Raw genomic sequence first — 21,503 nt, 5'->3', positions numbered from 1 at the left:
GGAAAGTAATGGAAAACTTTTGGGAAATGGAGATAGTACGGACAGCGGCCAATTTTAGTGTTGTAGTATTGTGTATCGTACTTTTTTTAGCTATTTTCGAGATTGTAACGAAGTACAAAAATTGGGAAGAAATTAAAAAAGGAAATGTTGCAGTAGCGATGGCAACTGGTGGGAAAATGTTAGGGATAGCTAACATTTTCCGTTTCTCCATACAAGACCACGACTCGTTATTTGCGATGATAGGCTGGGGAACAATCGGGTTTGTGTTACTCTTATTTGCTTATTTTATGTTTGAATTTCTTACACCGCGGTTTAATGTTGATAAAGAAATCGAAAACGACAATCGCGCAGTAGGTTTCATATCTTTTATTATCTCGATAGGTTTATCATTCGTAATTGGGGCAAGCATAAGTAGTTAAGGAGAATTCAATTAATGGAAACTTTAGCAAAAGTATTACTAGCCTTATGTGCAGTATTTATTTTAATTGGAATAGTATATTTATTTATCGTATAATTATTTAACATTATTTAGTAAAGTGTTATGAAAAGGTGGCTCTCTTGCTACCTTTTTTCTTTTTCCACAACCATTCACCTTTTACAACTAGGAAAAAACAGTATACATGTTGGCGAAAAATTTTAAAAAATATAAAAAAGTGTTATAATTCTGTAAGACTTCTTGATATACTATAACAAACTGATATAGGCCATATGTAATAGTACAGGCACATATCCGTTTCCCGGTGAAGCGGTCCATAACAAACATAGTCAATAGGTTAGAGAAAGTGGGCGCTAACACCTGCATCTTAGTTCTACGTAACAATCATTGGGGGATGATTGATATTTCACTTTTAAAGGGAGGTTGAAAGATGGGAGAAATGAACAGACCATGGGTTTCTCAATACCCACCAGAAATACCGAAAGAAATAGAAATCTCAGAACGTAGTTTGCAATCGTTTTTAAAGGATGTAGCGGAGGAATTCCCCGAAAAAGTTGCGATTCATTTTCTAGGGAAAAAACTAACGTACAAAGAATTGTACGAACAATCTTTAAAGCTAGCAAACTATTTATCGGGACTTGGTGTTTCTAAAGGAGATCGTGTAGCTATTATGCTACCAAACTGTCCACAAGCTGTTATTGGGTATTACGGAGTTCTTTTAGCAGGAGGAATTGTTGTACAAACGAACCCTCTTTATACAGAACGGGAGCTAGAATACCAATTAAATGACAGTGGTGCCGAAGTGATTGTTTCACTCGATATTTTGTATCCTAGAGTGTCAAAAGTGAAAGCGCTAACAAAGTTAAGACATGTTATTGTCACTGGAATTAAAGATTACTTACCTTTTCCGAAAAACTTATTATATCCTTTTGTACAAAAAAAGGAATACGGTATTGTTGTGAAAGTTGAGCATAGTGGGGATAACCACCTATTTACTGAAATTATGAACAGGACAGCTGCGAAACAGTTGAATGTGGAAGTCAATCCGAAAGAAGACTTAGCGCTTCTCCAATATACTGGGGGAACAACCGGCTTTCCAAAAGGAGTAATGTTAACCCATCACAACTTAGTATCCAATACAGAAATGTGCGTTAAATGGATGTATAACTGTAAAAGAGCAGAGGAAGTAGTGCTAGGGGTGCTACCATTCTTCCACGTTTACGGCATGACAACAGTAATGAATTTATCTGTTATGCAAGCATTCGAAATGGTGTTAGTACCTAAATTTGATGCTACAACGATGCTAAAGCTAATTCAAAAGTATAAGCCAACTTTATTTCCTGGTGCACCAACAATTTATATTGCTTTACTTAATCATCCTGATATTGAAAAGTATGATTTGTCGTCCATTGATTCTTGTATTAGTGGGTCAGCACCACTTCCAGTTGAAGTACAGGAGCAATTTGAGAAAGTTACTGGTGGTAAATTAGTGGAAGGATATGGCCTGACAGAATCTTCTCCAGTAACCCATGCAAACTTCTTATGGGGAGAAAGAGTTTCAGGTAGTGTCGGTTTACCATGGCCAAACACTGACGCAGCAATACTATCGATGGAAACAGGAGAAAGAGCAGAAGTTGGTGAAATTGGAGAGATTGCAGTTAAAGGTCCACAAGTAATGAAGGGCTATTGGAATAAGCCAGAAGAAACAGAAGCAATTTTAAAAGATGGCTGGTTATTAACTGGCGATTTAGGTTACATGGATGACCGAGGTTATTTTTACGTTGTTGATCGTAAAAAGGATATGATTATAGCAAGTGGCTTTAATATATATCCGCGGGAAATAGAAGAAGTATTGTACGAACACCCTAAAGTACAGGAAGTTGTAGTAGCTGGTATTCCAGATCCTTATAGAGGGGAAACAGTAAAAGCATACATTGTGAAAAAAGCTGGTACTGAAATGACGGAGGATGAATTAGATCAATACGCTAGAAAACATTTAGCGGCTTATAAAGTGCCAAAAATATATGAATTTAGAGATGAATTGCCGAAAACAGCGGTAGGAAAAATATTAAGAAGATCATTAGTAGAGGAAGAGAAAGAAAGAATAGCAAAGTAAGTTCCTCTAGATGATGGAGACATCATCTTTTTCTTTTTCGCAATGAAAAAATTATGGTATGATAGGATTGACAGTAATACTTTTATCCATTATTATGAGAATATGAATGATGATTCATTCATTTTTTCAGTAAGGGAGCGAAAAGGTTGAAACAACAACAAAAGCCTAAGTATAAACAAATCATCGATGCTGCAGTAATCGTTATCGCTGAAAAAGGATATCATCAATCACAAGTATCCAAAATAGCGAAGCAGGCTGGTGTTGCAGATGGAACGATATACTTATATTTTAAAAATAAAGAAGACATTTTAATCTCGCTTTTTCGAGAAAAAATGGGATTGTTTATTGAAAAAATTGAAGAAGAAATAAAGGGAAAAGAAACAGCAAAAGAGAAGTTATTAACGTTAATAGAAAAACACTTCTCTATTCTAGCTGAGGATCATCATTTAGCTATCGTTACTCAGCTTGAATTACGCCAGTCTAATCTTGAGCTTCGTTTGAAAATTAATGAAGTTTTAAAAGGCTATTTATTATTAGTAGATAGTATTTTACATGCTGGAATAGAAACTGGTGAGCTTAGAGAAGATTTAGACGTTCGATTAGCAAGGCAAATGGTTTTCGGAACGATTGATGAAACGGTTACTTCATGGGTAATGAACGATCAAAAGTACGATTTACCTACACTTGCTCCGAAAGTTCACAATCTATTAATCAACGGTTTTGGGGCTTAAATTTTTAGCCCCGAAACGTTACATACAATAGAAAGTGGGGATGAGAATGGAATTTTTCAAATGGAAAGATATTGAGCATGTAGCTGTTGTTACTATTAGTCGTGCTCCTGCCAATGCTTTATCGTCTTCAGTTTTGAAAGAGCTTACATTACTTTTAGATGAACTAGAAAAAAACGAAAATGTAAGAGTTATTCTACTTCATGGAGAAGGAAGATTTTTCTCTGCTGGAGCAGATATTAAAGAGTTTACGACTGTTTCAACAGGTGAACAATTTTCCGAACTCGCAAAATATGGTCAACAACTATTTGAACGTATGGAAAACTTTTCAAAACCTATTATTGCATCGATACACGGTGCTGCATTAGGCGGTGGATTAGAATTAGCAATGGGCTGCCATATTCGATTAGTCTCAAAAACAGCAAAATTAGGTTTACCAGAATTACAACTTGGATTAATTCCAGGCTTTGCTGGTACTCAACGTTTACCGAGACTGATTGGTACTCCGAAAGCTTTAGAATTAATGTTAACAAGTGATCCAATTACAGGGGAAGAAGCCGTTCAATGGGGACTAGCAAATAAAGCATTTGAAGAAGATGAGTTATTTGATGAATCGTTAAAAATGGCGAAAAAAGTTGCTGCTAAAAGTCCAATTACAACTGCTGCTGTCATTGATTTAAGCAAATATAGTAAAACAGAGCTGTTTTATGAAGGTGTAAATAAAGAAGCCTCCTATTTTGGTACAGTCTTCACTTCAGAAGATGGTCAAGAAGGAATAGCCGCCTTTTTAGAAAAAAGAGCTCCACAATTCAAAGGGAAGTAATATTTTTTTAGTATATATAATCTGAATGTTAGTAATTCATCTAATCTTTTAATAGGAGGTACAGTTATGAATATTTTTGTATTGCTTAAAAGAACTTTTGATACAGAAGAGAAAATTACCGTTTCAAATGGTGCTATTAATGAAGATGGAGCAGAATTTATTATAAATCCTTACGATGAGTATGCAGTGGAAGAAGCTATTCAATTAAGAGATGCTCATGGCGGAGAGGTTACAGTCGTGACTGTAGGGACAGAAGAAGCTGAAAAAGAATTAAGAACAGCTTTAGCGATGGGGGCAGATAAAGCAGTCCTTATCAATATTGAAGATGATGTGGAAAATGGTGACCAATTTACAACGGCGAAAATTATCGCAGAATTCCTTAAAGAAAAAGAAGTAGACATCATTCTAGGAGGAAACGTAGCGATTGATGGTGGTTCTGGTCAAGTAGGGCCACGCGTAGCAGAATTATTAAACATTCCTTATGTAACTACCATTACAAAATTAGAAATTGATGGAGGGAAAGTTACGATTGTGCGCGACGTAGAAGGTGATTCGGAAATTATTGAAACGTCATTACCGTTATTAGTGACTGCACAACAAGGATTAAACGACCCTCGCTATCCTTCTTTACCAGGAATTATGAAAGCGAAAAAGAAGCCGCTAGATGAACTTGAGTTAGATGATTTAGATTTAGAAGAAGACGATGTAGAGCCTAAAACAAAGACAATTGAAATATATTTACCACCACAAAAAGAGGCAGGACGCATTTTACAAGGTGAGTTAGAAGAACAAGTGAAAGAGCTTGTAACAGCATTAAGAAATGAAGCGAAAGTAATATAATTCATTCGTAAAATAGATCTTTCAAGAGGAGGAGAAATCATGGGTAGAAAGGTATTAGTTCTTGGAGAAGTACGTGATGGGGCTTTACGTAATGTATCATTTGAAGCAATCGCGGCGGGTAAAACAGTTTCTGAAGGTGGAGAAGTTGTTGCAGTATTATTAGGAGATAGCGTTTCTTCACTAGCGACAGAATTAGTTAGTTACGGAGCAGATCGAGTAGTAACAGTAGAACACGAAAATTTAAATGCGTATACATCTGACGGTTATGCTCAAGCGTTAATGGCAGTTATTGAGCAAGAAAGCCCTGAAGGACTAATTTTCGGTCATACGGCGCTAGGAAAAGATTTATCACCGAAAATTGCTTCAAGATTAAATTCTGGTTTAATTTCAGATGCGACACAAATAGAAGAAGCTGGAGGAAATATAGTATTTACTCGTCCAATTTATTCAGGAAAAGCATTTGAGAAGAAAATTGTAACTGACGGACTAATTTTTGCAACAATACGTCCTAACAATATTGCTAGTTTACAAAAGGATGAGTCACGTACAGGCGAAGTTTCTTCTATAAGTGTAGACGTAAAAGATTTACGTACAATTATTAAAGAAGTAGTACGAAAAGCGACTGATGGTGTAGATCTTTCAGAAGCAAAAGTAGTAGTTGCTGGTGGTCGTGGTGTGAAAAGCGTGGAAGGTTTTGAACCGTTAAAAGAGCTAGCAGACGTATTAGGAGCAGCGGTTGGTGCTTCCCGTGGTGCTTGTGACGCAGACTATTGTGATTACTCTTTACAAATTGGTCAAACAGGTAAAGTAGTTACACCAGACCTTTATATTGCTTGTGGAATTTCAGGAGCAATTCAACATTTAGCTGGTATGTCTAACTCAAAAGTAATCGTTGCAATTAACAAAGATCCAGAAGCGAACATTTTCAAAATAGCTGATTATGGAATTGTCGGAGATTTATTCGAAGTTGTACCGATGCTTACAGAAGAGTTTAAAAAATTATTAGTGACATCCTAACTTCTAAATGCTGCGAGAAAATCGCAGCATGTTTTATTTTCAATTGGAAAAACTAATAAAGCAAGCAAAAAAATAGCATATACATAAAAGATAATGCTATACTCTAACGTGTAAAGAAATATTAACCAAAATTAAATCATTTTTTTATTTGGGAGGAATTTTATTATGGCAATTACAAATGCAACAGATCAAACTTTCGCACAAGAAACAGCTGAAGGTGTAGTATTAGCTGACTTTTGGGCACCTTGGTGCGGACCTTGTAAAATGATTGCTCCTGTATTAGAAGAGCTTGATACAGATATGGGTGACAAAGTGAAAATCGTAAAGGTTGATGTGGATGAAAACCAAGAAACAGCTGGTAAGTTTGGTGTAATGAGCATCCCAACACTATTAGTATTAAAAAATGGTGAAGTTGTTGATAAAACAGTTGGTTTCCAACCGAAAGAAGCATTAGCTGAACTTTTAAACAAACACCTTTAATAATATGAAAAGGGCTTAGTGAAAATGCACTAAGCCTTTTTCTATGCCTTTGTTCGACAAAATTCATTTCTTGGGAAATAATTGTCGATAATCCAAAAATGAAAAAATGAACTAATGGAAACTATATGATAAAATATACGATGGAAACATATAAACTGGAGGGTGAGGAAAATTGAATACATTGCTAAAAGAAAAGCTATCCATTTTGCCTGACCAACCAGGATGTTATTTAATGAAAGATCACCAAGGTACAGTGATTTATGTTGGTAAAGCAAAGGTATTAAAAAATAGAGTTCGATCTTATTTTACAGGATCTCACGACGGAAAAACGTTAAGACTAGTAAATGAAATAGTTGATTTTGAATATATCGTAACTTCTTCTAATATTGAGGCGTTAATCCTCGAGATGAATTTAATAAAAAAACATAACCCAAAGTATAACGTTTTGCTTAAAGATGATAAACGTTACCCTTTTATAAAAATTACAGCAGAGCGCCATCCACGTTTAATTATTACGAGGAAAGTAAAGAAGGATAAAGGAAAATACTTTGGTCCATATGCAAACGTCCAAGCAGCAAATGAAACAAAGAAACTGCTAGACAGAATTTATCCATTACGAAAATGTTCCACATTACCCGATAGAGTTTGCTTATATTATCATATTGGCCAATGTTTAGCTCCTTGTGTAGAATCAGTTTCGGAACAAACGAATAAAGAAATGGTAGAGGAAATTGTTAGGTTTTTAAATGGCGGCTATAAAGAAATTAAAAAAGAGCTAACAGAGAAAATGAATCTAGCTGCTGAAGCTTTAGATTTTGAACGAGCGAAAGAATATCGTGACCAAGTGCTAAGTATAGAAGCTACTATGGAAAAGCAAAAGATGGAAATGACCGATTTTGTGGATCGTGACGTTTTTGGGTACTCGGTAGATAAAGGTTGGATGTGTGTACAAGTATTTTTTATTCGTCAAGGGAAGTTGCTAGAAAGAGATGTATCTTTATTTCCAATTTATAACGAACCAGAGGAAGATTTTTTAACATATTTAGGGCAGTTTTATTCGAAAGTTAACCATTTCATCCCAAAAGAAGTGCTGTTGCCAAATGAAATTGACGGTGAGTTAGCAAGTAAGCTATTAGAAACGACAATATTAAAACCACAGCGAGGGAAAAAGAAACAGTTAGTAGATCTTGCAAGTAAAAATGCGAAAGTAGCGTTGCAAGAGAAGTTCTCTCTTATTGAACGGGACGAAGAAAGAACGATAAAAGCCGTTGAAAACTTAGGGGAGAAATTAGGAATTCGTACACCGCATCGTATTGAGGCCTTCGATAACTCTAACATTCAAGGAACAGACCCTGTATCTGCAATGGTCGTATTTATCGACGGAAAGGCCGAAAAAAGGGAATATCGAAAATATAAAATTAAAAGTGTACAAGGGCCTGATGACTATGAATCGATGCGAGAGGTTGTTCGCAGAAGGTACACGAGAGCACTTAAAGAGAGCTTACCGCTACCAGACTTAATTATTATTGATGGTGGTAAAGGTCATATCGGTGCTGTACGCGATGTGTTGGAAAATGAACTTAATTTATTCACACCAGTCGTCGGTTTAGCGAAAGATGAAAAGCATCGAACTAGTGAGTTAATTGCCGGGGAAAATTTTGATTTAGTGCCTCTAGGGCGTAATAGCCAAGAGTTTTATTTATTACAACGAATTCAAGAAGAAGTACACAGATTCGCGATTACATTCCATCGTCAGCTTCGAAGTAAGAACGCATTTCAATCAATGTTAGACGATATTCCTGGAGTAGGGGCACAACGTAAAAAAACACTATTAAAACATTTCGGTTCCATAGCAAAAATAAAAGAAGCGACTGTAGATGAAATAAGAGAAGCGGGAGTCCCGCTAAAAATAGCAGAAGATATTTATAATAAGTTTAATGAATAAACTATTGTCTCATATATAATAGTCTGTTATAATCAACATTAATTTCATAATGTACACTTCAAACACGAAGTGAAGATAGAGGTGCGAACTCTAATAGTATGTAATGGGAGAAGATAGAGCTTCTGAGAACATTACAGAAAGGGGAGGATCGCCGAAGCGAAAAAGAACTCTACTGTCTTTTTTGCTGGTTCTACATTTAATAAATGTAGGATTGTCAGATGGATATTACTATCTGGAGAGCTATCTCACGCGGTGACAGTTTTTTAGCATAAACGGATCACAGCAATGAGAATATAGCTCATTGCTGTTTTTTTTGTTTTTATAGCCAAAAAATACACCTCTAATCTTTCTCATTATGATTTAATCCTGGCTACATGGTGTAGGCAAAATAAATAAAAAAGGGATGATTAGAATGGCAATCATTGTACAAAAATTTGGAGGAACATCGGTTGGTTCAGTTGAAAAAATTCAAAATGTAGCAAATAGAGTTATTGCAGAAGTGGAACAGGGGAATAGAGTAGTGGTAGTCGTCTCTGCTATGGGAAAAACGACGGATCAGCTCGTTTCTTTAGCTAGCGAAATAAATCCGCATCCAAGTAAACGAGACATGGATATGTTACTAACGACAGGTGAACAAATAACGATTTCTTTATTATCAATGGCCTTACAAACGAGAGGATTTGATGCTGTTTCCTTAACGGGTTGGCAAGCTGGAATCCGTACCGAGCCAATTCACGGTAATGCAAGAATCACTAATATTGAAACGAAAAATGTTCAAGAACATTTAAATAATAACAAAGTAGTTATTGTTGCAGGATTTCAAGGGATTTCCGAAAATAACGAGATTACAACTCTAGGAAGAGGTGGATCTGATACGACAGCTGTGGCGTTAGCTGCCGCTCTTTCGGCTGAAAAGTGTGATATATATACAGATGTTACAGGAGTATATACTACAGATCCAAGGTTTGTTAAAGAAGCAAGAAAGTTGTACTCAGTCTCATACGATGAAATGCTTGAGCTAGCAAACTTAGGTGCTGGAGTGTTACATCCACGAGCAGTAGAATTTGCAAAAAATTATGGTGTAAAGCTTGTAGTTAGGTCGAGTATGGAAGAAGAAGACGGAACGATTATTGAGGAGGAAGTATCGATGGAAAATAGTTTAGTAGTAAGAGGAATTGCGTTTGAAGATCAAATTACAAAAGTAACGGTATGTGGTTTGCCAAATGAATTACATACATTATCGACAATATTTACAACGCTAGCTAAAAATAATATTGATGTAGATATTATTATCCAATCAAGTTTAGATAGAGATGGCTCAAATATTTCCTTCTCAGTAAAAACGAAAGACGTTGAAAATACAATCTATGTGCTAGAGCAAAATAAAGAGAAATTAGCTTTTTCCCATATTGAACAAGAAAGTAAATTGGCGAAAGTTTCCATCGTAGGTTCTGGAATGGTCTCTAATCCAGGAGTAGCAGCTGAAATGTTCCATGTTTTAGCTACGGAAGGGATTCATGTGAAAATGGTTAGTACGTCAGAAATAAAAGTATCTACTGTCGTGGATGAAGGTGCGATGGTAAAAGCAGTAGAGGCGCTTCATGTTGCGTTTAAACTAGGTGAAAGCGAAGTGCAAAAAGTAAACGTATAATAGGTTATGGAACGATAATTAGCTTTAACTATTAATAGCCCAATCTTCCAGGCAATTGCAAAACTTGTATACAAATATTTAGCCCATATTCATGGCCGTGGCGGCTGAATATGGGCTTGTTGCTTAGTTTTTTTTCTTTCCTAGTGTGTAAAGTTTGTAGAACCTCCAAATTGTACCGGCAGAGAGAGTAGCATGTGCTTTTGCCCTTTTATAAGTGTATATTTACGTATAATAGTGCGTTAATTCAAATAGATTACACTGGGAAAAGGCCAGTTAACTATTATATCTTCTGATTTTCTAGTCAATTTTAGCTGGGTAGTTCTCCAAGTAATTCATTACTTAACAAGTGGTTGGATTTACTTAACAAATTTTGTGAATTACATAACAGGAATCGAAATTTGCTTAACAAGTGTTGCAAATTACATAACAGCAGTCAAAATTTACTTAACAAGTTTTGTAAATTACATAACAGGAATCGAAATTTACTTAACAAGTGTTGCAAATTACATAACAAGAAGCAAAAATTAACTTAGCAAGGGCACATTTCATTTAAAATTAATATTAGACCTTCTAGGCTGCTTGCCTTGTTCGCCGCTAGCGTGCGCCATCCGCTTTTCTATTTGTCCAGCTCCGGCGGCTAGGTCCGGCTCGAACTTCACTTTTCCTCCGTACGATAAGTCAACATCAACTCGCCTTCCGGCTCGTTGTGTTTCCTATATCTCCTGCGGAAAAGCTCCAGTTTGATTGGACCTACCAAGCCGCCTGCGCTTTTCTTCCTATTTATCCCATTGGACGGTTATGTAGATGGTTTTTCTTTTGCGTTCTTCTTCTACCGCTTCGGCTGTTTTTTGTTTTAGACGTTGTATTTGTTCGGCTAGAAAACCAGCTTCTAGTTGGAATGAGGCATCTTTTTGTAATTCAATCCTTCTTGTTACAATTTCTCCGCTTAACTTGAATTTTAGCTCTGTTTTTTTCTCTTCAACAATTTCAATCAAGCCCCATCCAGCTTCATGAAAAAAAGATGGAAGTTCTTCGGTTGATTCGATAGGGAATTTTCGTGCAACTTGCTTTCCAGACCAGTATAGTAACTGGGAATAGTCTTTTCCGAGTATGTCAGGTAAAAGGAAGTCTCGAAGTAATTCATAACCAAATGAAGGAATGAGAAGCTCCTCTGTCTCTACACCGTTTTGGTTTTTTGTGTCATTGCTCATTCTCGCTCTCCTCTCTTTATTAACAGTTTTATTATATACAATGTTCGATATTTCATAAATAATTGTGTATATTGAAATTTTGGTAGTTTAGGAGTATTTAGTAAAAAATATTCTATTAATATATTAAATGAGGTACGAAACTATTAATAAATATCAGAAAAAAATATAAATTTTGTTTTTCTGGCCTCGTATTCTTGACGCTTGTAATTAGTGGGAGTAAAATAATAGTTGTCATATAATTGTCGATAAATTTGCAAAGGTTTTCATTTTATCGAAAATTTGAAAAGTGATGTAGTAGTTTAAGAAATTTTTCACTATAATAGTGAGAGACAAAAACTAACAAACATCGAATCTATTTGTCGAAACTAAAAAGGGGGTACAGAAATGGCGCAAAACAACGAATTTTTATTAAGAAGACTCCATTCCTTATTAGGGGTTATTCCAGTCGGACTCTTCCTAATACAACATTTAGTTGTAAATCACTTTGCAACAAAGGGGCCGGAAGCATTTAACAAAGCAGCACATTTCATGGAAAATTTACCATTTCGTTATGCATTAGAAATTTTTGTGATTTTCCTTCCTATTTTATTCCATGCTATTTACGGTTTGTATATTGCTTTCACTGCCAAAAACAACGTAAGTAACTATGGATTTGTCCGTAACTGGATGTTTTTACTTCAACGTGTAACAGGTGTTATTACTTTTGTATTTATCATTTGGCACGTATGGGAAACGAGAGTTCAAGCTGCATTTGGAGCTGACGTAAACTACAGCATGATGGAAGGGATTTTATCATCAACTCCAATGTTTTGGTTCTACGTTGTTGGTGTAATTTCAACAATTTTCCACTTTGCAAATGGTTTATGGTCATTCTTAGTAAGTTGGGGAATAACTGTAACTCCACGAGCTCAGTTAATTGCTACTTACGTAACAATCGGAATTTTCTTAGCACTTTCTTATGTAGGAATAAGTGCATTACTAGCATTTGTATAAAAAAACGTATGGAGCAAATATAAAGGAGTGAGGTACATAAATGAGTAAAAAAGTTATCGTAGTCGGCGGTGGATTAGCTGGTTTAATGGCAACCATTAAAGTAGCAGAAGCTGGCGCATCAGTTGATCTATTTTCTTTAGTACCAGTTAAGCGTTCTCACTCTGTTTGTGCCCAAGGCGGTATTAATGGGGCAGTAAACACAAAGGGAGAAGGAGATTCTCCGTGGGAACATTTTGATGATACAGTTTACGGTGGAGACTTTTTAGCAAACCAACCACCAGTTAAGGCAATGTGTGAAGCAGCACCAGGTATTATTCACTTATTGGACCGTATGGGTGTAATGTTTAACCGTACTCCAGAAGGTTTATTAGATTTCCGTCGTTTCGGTGGAACTCAGCACCATCGTACTGCATTTGCAGGTGCTACTACTGGGCAACAGTTATTATATGCTCTAGATGAGCAAGTGCGTCGCCATGAAGTAGCTGGACTTGTAACAAAGTATGAAGGATGGGAATTTTTAGGATCCATCGTTGACGATGAAGGTATTTGTCGTGGGGTAGTTGCACAAAACTTAACATCTATGGAGATTGTTTCATTCCCAGCAGATGCTGTAATTATGGCAACTGGTGGCCCTGGAATTATCTTTGGAAAATCAACAAACTCTGTTATTAACACTGGTTCTGCAGCTTCTATCGTATATCAACAAGGAGCATATTATTCAAACGGTGAGTTCATTCAAATCCATCCAACAGCAATTCCAGGAGACGATAAATTACGTCTAATGAGTGAATCCGCTCGTGGAGAGGGTGGACGTGTTTGGACATACAAAGATGGCAAGCCTTGGTATTTCTTAGAGGAAAAATATCCTGCATACGGAAACTTAGTTCCTCGTGATATTGCAACGCGTGAAATCTTTGACGTATGTGTAAACCAAAAACTAGGTATAAATGGCGAAAACATGGTTTATTTAGATCTTTCTCATAAAGATCCAAAAGAACTAGATATTAAGCTTGGAGGAATTATCGAAATCTATGAAAAGTTCATGGGTGATGATCCTCGTAAAGTACCAATGAAAATCTTCCCTGCCGTTCACTATTCAATGGGTGGACTATGGGTAGATTATGATCAAATGACAAACATCCCTGGTTTATTTGCAGCTGGTGAATGTGATTACTCTCAGCACGGAGCTAACCGATTAGGTGCAAACTCCTTACTATCTGCTATTTATGGTGGTATGGTAGCTGGACCGAAAGCTGTAGAATATATAAATGGTCTTGAAAAGTCTGTTGATTCTTTATCTACTTCTTTATTCGATCGATACGTAAAAGAAGAGGAACAAAAATGGAATAAAATTATGAACATGAATGGTAAAGAAAATGCATACGTGCTTCATAAAGAGCTTGGAGAATGGATGACGGATAACGTTACAGTTGTACGTTACAACGACAAGCTAAAACAAACAGATGAGAAGATTCAAGAATTACTAGAACGCTATGATAATATTAATATTCACGATACTGCTAAATGGAGTAACCAAGGTGCGGCATTTACTCGCCAATTATTCCACATGATGCAATTAGCACGTGTTATTACGATTGGTGCATTAAATCGTGACGAGAGTCGCGGTGCGCACTATAAGCCTGATTTCCCAGAACGTAACGATGAACAATTCCTAAAAACGACGATGGCGAAATTTACAGGTCCTAAATCGGCTCCAGCATTCCATTATGAGGAAGTAGATGTTTCTTTAATAGAACCACGTAAACGTGATTATACAAAGAAAAAAGGGGGTAAATAACAGTGGCTGAACAAAAAACAGTAGAATTTATTGTCGTTCGTCAAGATGGTCCAGATGGCAACCCCTATGAGGAAAAGTTTGTCCTTCCTTATCGTCCAAATATGAACGTTATCTCTGCATTAATGGAGATTAGACGTAACCCAGTTAATAAAGAAGGTAAAGAAACAACACCAATAAACTGGGATATGAACTGTTTAGAGGAAGTTTGTGGAGCTTGTTCCATGGTAATTAACGGGAAGCCTCGTCAATCATGTACAGCACTCGTTGATAAACTAGAGCAACCTATTAAACTAGAGCCTATGCGTACGTTCCCAGTAGTACGTGACCTTCAAGTTGACAGAAGTCGTATGTTTGATTCCTTGAAAAAGGTAAAAGCATGGATTCCTATTGATGGTACGTATGACCTTGGACCAGGACCTCGTATGCCTGAGAAAAAGCGTCAATGGGCATATGAATTATCTAAATGTATGACTTGTGGTGTATGTTTAGAAGCATGTCCAAACGTTAATAGTAAATCTGATTTCATTGGTCCTGCACCGCTTTCTCAAGTTCGTTTATTTAATGCTCATCCAACTGGTGAGATGAATAAATCAGAACGTTTAGAAGCTATTATGGGTGACGGAGGACTTGCGAATTGTGGTAACTCACAAAACTGTGTACAATCATGTCCAAAAGGCATTCCTTTAACAACGTCGATTGCAGCACTAAACCGTGATACAACTGTCCAAATGTTCCGTAACTTCTTCGGAAGTGACCAAGGATAATAAAAAAATCAAATCGCCTCGTCTAAAAAATAGATTGAGGCGATTTTTTCACCATATAGCGTGTTTAATAAGAGAGGAGATTCATAGTGGAAAAAATAAAATATATTCAAGAACTACAAACATGGATGAATGAGTTCTCATTCAGTCACCCGATTTCTGTCCGTTTTTCCGAAACAGATATGTTTGGACACATGAATAATACAGTTCCATTCGCTTACTTTGAAGACGCGAGAATAGCATTTTTTAAATATTTAGGGTTTATGCAAAACTGGGTATCACCTAAAAGTGAGACGATTCCAGTAGTAGCGGATTTACAATGCGACTACTTAAAACAAGTATACTTTGGAGAAAAATTACTAATTTATGTTAAAGCTCAAGAAGTAGGCACATCTTCCGTCGATTTGCATTATATGGGGAAAAGAGAGTCAAATGGGGATATTTGTTTTGTGGGAAGAGGGAGAATGGTTCAGCTGAATAAAAGAACAGGAAAAGGTGAACCTTGGTCAGAAGAGATGAGACAAAAGTTTTTTGTGAAAACGAAAATCAACTCATAAAAATTTTAGAAGGTATAGAGGTTAATAATGATGTAATTTAACCTCTTCCTCTTTTTTCTTTTGAATGCAGCCCACCTTTCTTTTTCGTCCCCAATAAATAATCACCTCATATGCCTATAAATAAAACACAATTTGCAAAATAGGTGTTCTAAATGTAACTCTCATAAGGTTTTTCACATATTATACCATGACTAAATATATACCCATCCGCTAGTTCAGCTCTGGCTAAGGCAAGGAGGGTTACATTCATTGAAGGAGAAAGAATTTCAACCAAAGCCATTGCTCACAAAAAGAGAAAGAGAAGTATTTGAACTGTTAGTACAAGATAAAACTACGAAAGAAATCGCATCAGAGTTATTTATTAGTGAAAAAACAGTTCGAAATCATATTTCAAATGCTATGCAAAAGCTTGGGGTTAAGGGGCGATCTCAAGCAGTTGTCGAGCTTCTTCGCATGGGAGAGCTAGAGCTTTAACCGATGAAGGTGACAAATTCAAGGGAGAACTCTACATACCGATAGTATGAGAGTTTCCTCTCTTGCTATTTGTCAAATTCTAAAATATATAGAATAGAGAAAATGTTAATTCCAAGTAAAACTATATTAATTGTCACATGTAATGTATTGCATTTTCTTCGTAAAAATAAGAAAATATAATTAGCTACACTAAGGAAAAATTCCTAACGGTGAAAGTATAGTAAACATACTAACTTCAAGATTTTGCATAATGCTTCACAATATATTCATAAAAAAGTTTATGGTAGTATTAAAGGAATAAAAATAGTACAAGCAGTAATTAAATAAAATTACTAATTGGGAAGTGGGTAGAGAATGACTAATAATAGCACAATGAATCAAGATCAATTAGTGGCGGATATTGAAAAATCCCTCCGTTACATAGCAGCGCTTGTGAAACAAAAAGGGCGAGAAATATTAACGAACTATACAATTACACCACCGCAATTCGTTGCACTACAATGGTTATTAGAAGAGGGAGATATGACCATTGGTGAGCTATCTAATAAAATGTATTTAGCTTGTAGTACGACGACAGATCTTGTTGATCGAATGGAAAAAAATGAATTAGTTCAACGTGTCAAAGACCCGAATGATCGTCGAGTAGTACGAATTCATTTATTAGAGGAAGGCGAAAGAATTATTAACGATGTTGTTAAGAAACGCCAAGATTATTTACAAGGAATATTAGAAAACTACTCTTATGATGAAATTGTAGTTTTAGATAAAGTGTTAGGAAGATTACACCAAGAAATGAAGCATGAATGAGGGATACTAGTTGGAAAAACCGATTGGCGTAATTGATTCGGGTGTTGGTGGATTAACGGTTGCAAAAGAAATTATCCGTCAACTACCGAAAGAACGAATCATTTACTTAGGAGATACAGCACGATGTCCATATGGACCGAGAGATAAAGAAGAAGTAAAGCAATTTACGTGGGAAATGACTAATTATTTATTAAACCATCATGATATTAAAATGCTTGTTATTGCCTGCAATACAGCAACTGCTGCAGTATTAGAGGAAATTAAAGAAAAGCTACCAATTCCAGTAATCGGCGTTGTCGACCCTGGTGCTAGAACTGCTTTAAAAGTTTCAAGTAATAATCATATTGGAGTAATAGGTACAGTAGGAACAATAAATAGTAAAGCATATGAAAATGCGTTAAAAACGATAAATAGTGATGTTCAAGTTGAAAGTCTTTCTTGTCCTAGTTTTGTCCCATTAGTGGAAAGTGGAGAATTTGATGGTGAAGACGCAATTGAAATAGTAAAAGAATCGTTATTACCCTTTCAAGAAAATAAAATGGATACGTTAATTTTAGGATGTACGCATTATCCATTATTACGTCCTGTTATCCAAAAAGTGTTAGGCAACCATGTTCGCTTAATATGTTCAGGTGACGAAACAGCACGAGAGGTTAGTACTATTTTAAACTATAAGAAAATGTTAAATAAACATAATCGCAAAGAAGAACATTTGTTTTTAACTACTGGTGGAAAAGAAATATTCCAAAAAATTGCTACTAAACTGTTCGAACAAAACATTGAAAATGTAAAAACAATCGAATTATAACCGTAAACAAAACCTACTTTTCATAAAGGAAAGTAGGTTTTTTCCTGTCTATAAAACTGTAAAGTGTATCAAAACGTTTTCCCTTCCATGAATGAGCTGTGAGCAGATATAGCTCTCCCGTGGAAAGCACATTCCGATAGGAGAAAAGAGTGGGGAAATCCAATCCTTACTATTCTCATGGTAAATACCGATGTAAGTGAAATTTAAGCCATAGCGCATGAAAATGGGTGGTTTTTTCCCTTATAACATATAGAGCCGTGAGTGAAACGGAGCGGAAGGTGCGAGACTCCAGCGGGAGTAGCGTGAGTCTTGAGACCCCGCACGAGCGAAAGCGAGGAGGAGGCTCAAGCCACGCCCGCGGAAAGCGAGTACCTGCAGCGAAGTGAAACGGACTAACTATAAAACGTACAATATGAATCAATGTTGTCTATAATGAAACGCTATTTTTTAAAGAAGCCACTTATTAGGGTAGACAACTATGCAAGTAAAAAAACACTCCAAAGATACCAAAAAAGAATAAATAAAATATTCATAGCTTGTTCTATTTTAAAGAATAGCTCGTATACATATTAGTACAAACCGTCTTAGGAGGGAAACGCATGTCACAAAATAAAAAAACAACAATTACTGTCGTTCTTGCATCCTCACTTTTATTAGCTGGTTGTGGATTGTTTGGTGATGAGGAAAAAGTAGGCTCACAAATCGATCCGCCACAAGATGTATCTATTGTTAATGACCTTGATACAGATGAAACAGATGTTAATAATGAAGAAATGGATGATGAAGAAGTAAGTAACCAAGTTTCGCAAAGAGAATTATATTTATTAGATCGAAATGGTTTTGTAGTTTCACAAACATTAGCCTTACCAAAAAGCGATAGCCCTGCAAAACAGGCTCTACAATATTTAGTAGCTGGTGGCCCTGTAGAGGATCTATTACCAAATGGGTTTAGAGCGGTAATACCGGCGGGAACAGAAGTTGATGTTAATCTATTATCAAACGGAACAATTGTTGCAGATTTCTCTAGTGAGTTTGCGGAATACTTACCAGAAGATGAACTAGCAATCTTACAAGCAATTACGTGGACTTTAACACAATTTGATTCCGTCGAAAATGTAGAGCTTCGAGTAAATGGTCATAAACAAGATGTAATGCCAGTTAATAAAACACCTATCACGAAAGGGCTGAGTAGAGCAAATGGTATTAACTTAGAACATGACGCGATTGACATTATGAATACAAGACCAGTGACGCTTTATTACATTGGCGAAAATAATAATGGTGACACTTATTACGTTCCAGTGACGAAGCGTATTAAAGCGGAAAATGCAAACAACTATGAAGCGATTATCGATGAATTAATTAACGGTCCGTCATCAACATCAGGCTTACTATCTGGTTTTACAAATGATGTGGAATTACTTTCAGAGCCAAAATATGAAAATGGTCTTCTAACGCTAGACTTCAATGAAAATATTGTTGGATGGTCTGATAACACTATTTCGAAAGAAGTTATCGACACGATTGTTTTAACATTAACAGAACAACCAGGTGTAGATAGTGTTGCTATTACGGTGAACGGTGAAAAAGACTTAATGGCTTCAGATGGTACTAGTTTAGCAGAGCCAGTCTCAAGACCAGAAAAAGTGAATACAGGTAGGTTTTAATCTGTAAATTTTGATATACTAAAAATAGAATGTTAAAGAAGGGGTAGGCGATAAAGCTACCCCTTCTTATATTTCTGTTTTTTCTTTTAGCTATTAATTTGTAAGATAGCTAATGTGACTTAAGTAAATGGTGAAAAAAGGAGTACTGAAAATGACAAGAGTGGATGGAAGACAGAAAAATGAATTAAGGCCGATAAACATCACGACGAACTTTATAAAGCATCCTGAAGGTTCTGTGTTAATTTCAGTTGGAGATACGAAAGTAATCTGTACAGCATCGGTTGAAGACAGAGTCCCACCTTTCATGCGCGGGCAAGGGAAAGGTTGGATTACTGCTGAATATTCGATGTTACCAAGAGCAACAGAACAGAGAACGATGAGAGAATCAACAAAAGGAAAAGTGACAGGGCGTACTATGGAAATTCAGCGTTTAATTGGCCGAGCATTACGTACTGTCGTAGATTTAAGTAAAATTGGCGAACGTACCATTTGGATTGATTGTGATGTAATACAAGCTGATGGCGGCACTAGAACAGCGTCTATTACTGGAGCATATGTTGCTATGGTTTTAGCACTACATAATCTTGTAAAACAAAATAAATTAAAAGAACTGCCAGTAAATAATTATTTAGCAGCAACTTCTGTTGGTATTATCGCAGAACATGGAGAAGTGTTAGATTTAAATTACATAGAAGATTCATCAGCAGAAGTAGATATGAATGTCGTAATGAATGACTCTTTTGAAATGGTCGAGGTACAAGGTACTGGAGAGGAAGCGACATTTAACCGTGGTCAGCTTAATGCACTTTTAGACCTAGCGGAAGAAGGAATTTTACAGCTGATTGAATGTCAAAAAGAAGCGTTGGGAGAAATTGTTAATCTAATTGGCCCTAAAGGTGGTAATAAAGGATGAAAGAGCTAATAATTGCCACTAATAATCAAGGGAAGGTTAAAGAATTCTCAAACATTTTTTCGAAAGTTGGATATGAAGTTAAATCATTAAAAGACTTTCCTAATCTTGAAGAGGTAGAAGAAACAGGAACAACGTTTGAAGAAAATGCGATATTGAAAGCAAAGTCTGTTGCTACTGCGCTTTCTAGCATAGTAATTGCAGATGATTCAGGGTTAGAAGTAGATGCGTTACAAGGTGAACCTGGTGTGTATTCAGCTCGGTATGCTGGCCTGGAGAAAAATGATATCGCTAATTACGAAAAAGTATTACAAAAATTAAAGGATGTACCTTACCAAAATCGAACAGCGAGGTTTGTTTGTGCACTGGCTATTGCTAAACCGGACGGTACTACGTTTACTGTGCGAGGGACATGCGAAGGTTCCATCACTACTGAGCCTGCAGGGGATAATGGTTTTGGATATGATCCAATCTTTTTCGTACCGTTACATCAAAAAACGATGGCACAGTTAACCCATGAAGAAAAAAATAATATTAGTCATCGAGGGAACGCAATTAAACAACTAATGGAACAGTGGAGTTCATTTAAAATAGAGGATGAATAATTTGAAAGTATTAATTATGAGCGACAGTCATGGTAATAAGGAACTGGTCACAAAAGTAAAAGAACGTCATAGTGACGAAGTGAACGTGATGATCCATTGTGGGGATTCTGAGTTACCAAAAAATAGTTCGGAGATGAACGATTTTCTTGCAGTGCGTGGTAATTGTGATTACGATACATTGTACCCGGAAGTTTTAGTGGAGGATATTGAACAAACACGTTTCCTCATTACACACGGTCATTTACATCAAGTTAAAACGACGTTAATGCCATTAAAATATAAAGCAGAAGAAGATAACGCCAACGTAGTTTGCTTCGGACACTCGCATATCGCTGGAGCGGAAATGGTGGATCACGTATTATTTATTAATCCTGGCAGCATCCTGTTACCTAGAATGACAACGAAAAAAACATATGTTATACTAGAAGTAACAGAAAAGGAATATATAGTACATTACTATAATGATTTAGGTGACATCGTTCAGAGTCATACATTTACTAAACACGAGTAGAAGGGCTGTTTTGCTTTTCTACTCGGCTTGAAAAGTTTTTTTGAAAAAACTTTATAAAAGTAGTTGACTTTCCTAACGACATTTCATATAATAAATCTTGTCGTTAGGAAAGATAATGAAAATTCTACCATGTCCCAGTAGCTCAGCAGGATAGAGCACGATCGAATATGCTTCCTTGAATTTACTACAGCGTACCGATTGAGCCACTTCTTGAAATTAGCTTTCTGAAATCGGGACGACGGTTTAGAACGATAAGCAAGTTATTAATAAATTATTATATTGTCCCAGTAGCTCAGCAGGATAGAGCAACGGCCTTCTAAGCCGTGTGTCGGGGGTTCGAATCCCTCCTGGGACGCCATTTTTCT

Annotated in this window: 21 protein-coding genes, 1 tRNA gene and 1 riboswitch; of the genes, 21 read left to right on the top strand and 1 reads right to left on the bottom strand. The window is 36.3% G+C overall.

The genetic code is table 11. The features are described from left to right. Positions 1 to 8: 8 nt before the first annotated feature. From BC6307_RS16635 to BC6307_RS16590, 9 genes are all read left to right on the top strand, one after another. Positions 9 to 419, top strand: a complete 411-nt coding sequence (locus BC6307_RS16635; protein ID WP_066415425.1) for a DUF350 domain-containing protein — start codon at positions 9 to 11, stop codon at positions 417 to 419. Between the two features lie 456 nt (positions 420 to 875). After that, complete coding sequence (locus BC6307_RS16625) at positions 876 to 2,552, top strand: long-chain-fatty-acid--CoA ligase (protein ID WP_174522367.1); 1,677 nt, start codon at positions 876 to 878, stop codon at positions 2,550 to 2,552. A gap of 146 nt (positions 2,553 to 2,698) precedes the next feature. Beyond that, positions 2,699 to 3,283: a fatty acid metabolism transcriptional regulator FadR gene (locus tag BC6307_RS16620; RefSeq protein WP_066415429.1), complete on the top strand. Its 585-nt coding sequence runs from the start codon at positions 2,699 to 2,701 to the stop codon at positions 3,281 to 3,283. A gap of 46 nt (positions 3,284 to 3,329) precedes the next feature. After that, positions 3,330 to 4,103: an enoyl-CoA hydratase gene (locus tag BC6307_RS16615; protein ID WP_066415431.1), complete on the top strand. Its 774-nt coding sequence runs from the start codon at positions 3,330 to 3,332 to the stop codon at positions 4,101 to 4,103. A 66-nt stretch (positions 4,104 to 4,169) separates the two neighbouring features. Further along, the gene (locus BC6307_RS16610) at positions 4,170 to 4,943 is read left to right on the top strand and encodes an electron transfer flavoprotein subunit beta/FixA family protein (RefSeq protein WP_066415440.1); all 774 of its coding nucleotides are present in this window, start codon (positions 4,170 to 4,172) and stop codon (positions 4,941 to 4,943) included. 39 nt (positions 4,944 to 4,982) lie between these two features. Further along, positions 4,983 to 5,960: an electron transfer flavoprotein subunit alpha/FixB family protein gene (locus tag BC6307_RS16605; RefSeq protein ID WP_066415442.1), complete on the top strand. Its 978-nt coding sequence runs from the start codon at positions 4,983 to 4,985 to the stop codon at positions 5,958 to 5,960. A gap of 165 nt (positions 5,961 to 6,125) precedes the next feature. After that, positions 6,126 to 6,440 (top strand): thioredoxin, encoded by a 315-nt coding sequence (gene trxA, locus BC6307_RS16600; protein ID WP_066415444.1) that lies wholly within the window; start codon positions 6,126 to 6,128, stop codon positions 6,438 to 6,440. 172 nt (positions 6,441 to 6,612) lie between these two features. Beyond that, positions 6,613 to 8,385, top strand: coding sequence for an excinuclease ABC subunit UvrC (uvrC, locus tag BC6307_RS16595; RefSeq protein ID WP_066415446.1), 1,773 nt, complete (start codon positions 6,613 to 6,615; stop codon positions 8,383 to 8,385). Positions 8,386 to 8,453: 68 nt separating this feature from the next. Next, positions 8,454 to 8,636: riboswitch (Lysine riboswitch) on the top strand. A 161-nt stretch (positions 8,637 to 8,797) separates the two neighbouring features. Beyond that, entirely contained in the window at positions 8,798 to 10,036 is a 1,239-nt protein-coding gene (locus BC6307_RS16590) for an aspartate kinase (protein ID WP_066415448.1), read from the top strand. A 776-nt stretch (positions 10,037 to 10,812) separates the two neighbouring features. Here BC6307_RS16590 and BC6307_RS16585 read toward each other — a convergent pair. Then, entirely contained in the window at positions 10,813 to 11,247 is a 435-nt protein-coding gene (locus tag BC6307_RS16585; protein WP_066420259.1) for a YslB family protein, read from the bottom strand. A gap of 384 nt (positions 11,248 to 11,631) precedes the next feature. On the opposite strand from BC6307_RS16585, the gene BC6307_RS16580 reads away from it, so the two are divergent. From BC6307_RS16580 to BC6307_RS16525, 12 genes are all read left to right on the top strand, one after another. Further along, on the top strand, positions 11,632 to 12,240 hold the full coding sequence (locus tag BC6307_RS16580) for a succinate dehydrogenase cytochrome b558 subunit (RefSeq protein ID WP_066420258.1): 609 nt from the start codon (positions 11,632 to 11,634) through the stop codon (positions 12,238 to 12,240). Between the two features lie 40 nt (positions 12,241 to 12,280). Then, positions 12,281 to 14,038 (top strand): succinate dehydrogenase flavoprotein subunit, encoded by a 1,758-nt coding sequence (sdhA, locus tag BC6307_RS16575; RefSeq protein WP_066420256.1) that lies wholly within the window; start codon positions 12,281 to 12,283, stop codon positions 14,036 to 14,038. A gap of 2 nt (positions 14,039 to 14,040) precedes the next feature. Then, positions 14,041 to 14,802: a succinate dehydrogenase iron-sulfur subunit gene (gene sdhB / locus BC6307_RS16570; protein WP_066420253.1), complete on the top strand. Its 762-nt coding sequence runs from the start codon at positions 14,041 to 14,043 to the stop codon at positions 14,800 to 14,802. A gap of 86 nt (positions 14,803 to 14,888) precedes the next feature. Beyond that, the gene (locus BC6307_RS16565) at positions 14,889 to 15,356 is read left to right on the top strand and encodes an acyl-CoA thioesterase (RefSeq protein ID WP_066420251.1); all 468 of its coding nucleotides are present in this window, start codon (positions 14,889 to 14,891) and stop codon (positions 15,354 to 15,356) included. A 249-nt stretch (positions 15,357 to 15,605) separates the two neighbouring features. Continuing rightward, a complete protein-coding gene (gerE, locus tag BC6307_RS16560) occupies positions 15,606 to 15,830 on the top strand; it encodes a spore germination transcription factor GerE (protein ID WP_013059396.1) in 225 nt (74 codons plus the stop codon). A 354-nt stretch (positions 15,831 to 16,184) separates the two neighbouring features. Continuing rightward, positions 16,185 to 16,637, top strand: coding sequence for a MarR family winged helix-turn-helix transcriptional regulator (locus BC6307_RS16555; protein ID WP_066420249.1), 453 nt, complete (start codon positions 16,185 to 16,187; stop codon positions 16,635 to 16,637). A gap of 10 nt (positions 16,638 to 16,647) precedes the next feature. Next, a complete protein-coding gene (gene racE / locus BC6307_RS16550; protein WP_066420247.1) occupies positions 16,648 to 17,445 on the top strand; it encodes a glutamate racemase in 798 nt (265 codons plus the stop codon). Positions 17,446 to 18,044: 599 nt separating this feature from the next. After that, a complete protein-coding gene (locus BC6307_RS16545) occupies positions 18,045 to 19,112 on the top strand; it encodes a GerMN domain-containing protein (protein ID WP_066420246.1) in 1,068 nt (355 codons plus the stop codon). A gap of 151 nt (positions 19,113 to 19,263) precedes the next feature. Beyond that, a complete protein-coding gene (rph, locus tag BC6307_RS16540; protein ID WP_066420245.1) occupies positions 19,264 to 20,025 on the top strand; it encodes a ribonuclease PH in 762 nt (253 codons plus the stop codon). Then, positions 20,022 to 20,627 (top strand): XTP/dITP diphosphatase, encoded by a 606-nt coding sequence (locus BC6307_RS16535; RefSeq protein ID WP_066420244.1) that lies wholly within the window; start codon positions 20,022 to 20,024, stop codon positions 20,625 to 20,627. Before rph ends, BC6307_RS16535 begins: the two co-directional genes overlap by 4 nt. Before the next feature lies 1 nt (position 20,628). Further along, the gene (locus BC6307_RS16530; protein ID WP_066420242.1) at positions 20,629 to 21,138 is read left to right on the top strand and encodes a metallophosphoesterase; all 510 of its coding nucleotides are present in this window, start codon (positions 20,629 to 20,631) and stop codon (positions 21,136 to 21,138) included. A 281-nt stretch (positions 21,139 to 21,419) separates the two neighbouring features. Continuing rightward, positions 21,420 to 21,496: transfer RNA gene (locus BC6307_RS16525), tRNA-Arg, on the top strand. The last annotated feature ends 7 nt before the right edge of the window (positions 21,497 to 21,503 follow it).

It is taken from the genome of Sutcliffiella cohnii (assembly GCF_002250055.1).
In the GTDB taxonomy this organism is placed as follows: domain Bacteria; phylum Bacillota; class Bacilli; order Bacillales; family Bacillaceae_I; genus Sutcliffiella; species Sutcliffiella cohnii.
This window is presented reverse-complemented; position numbering and strand designations above follow the sequence as displayed.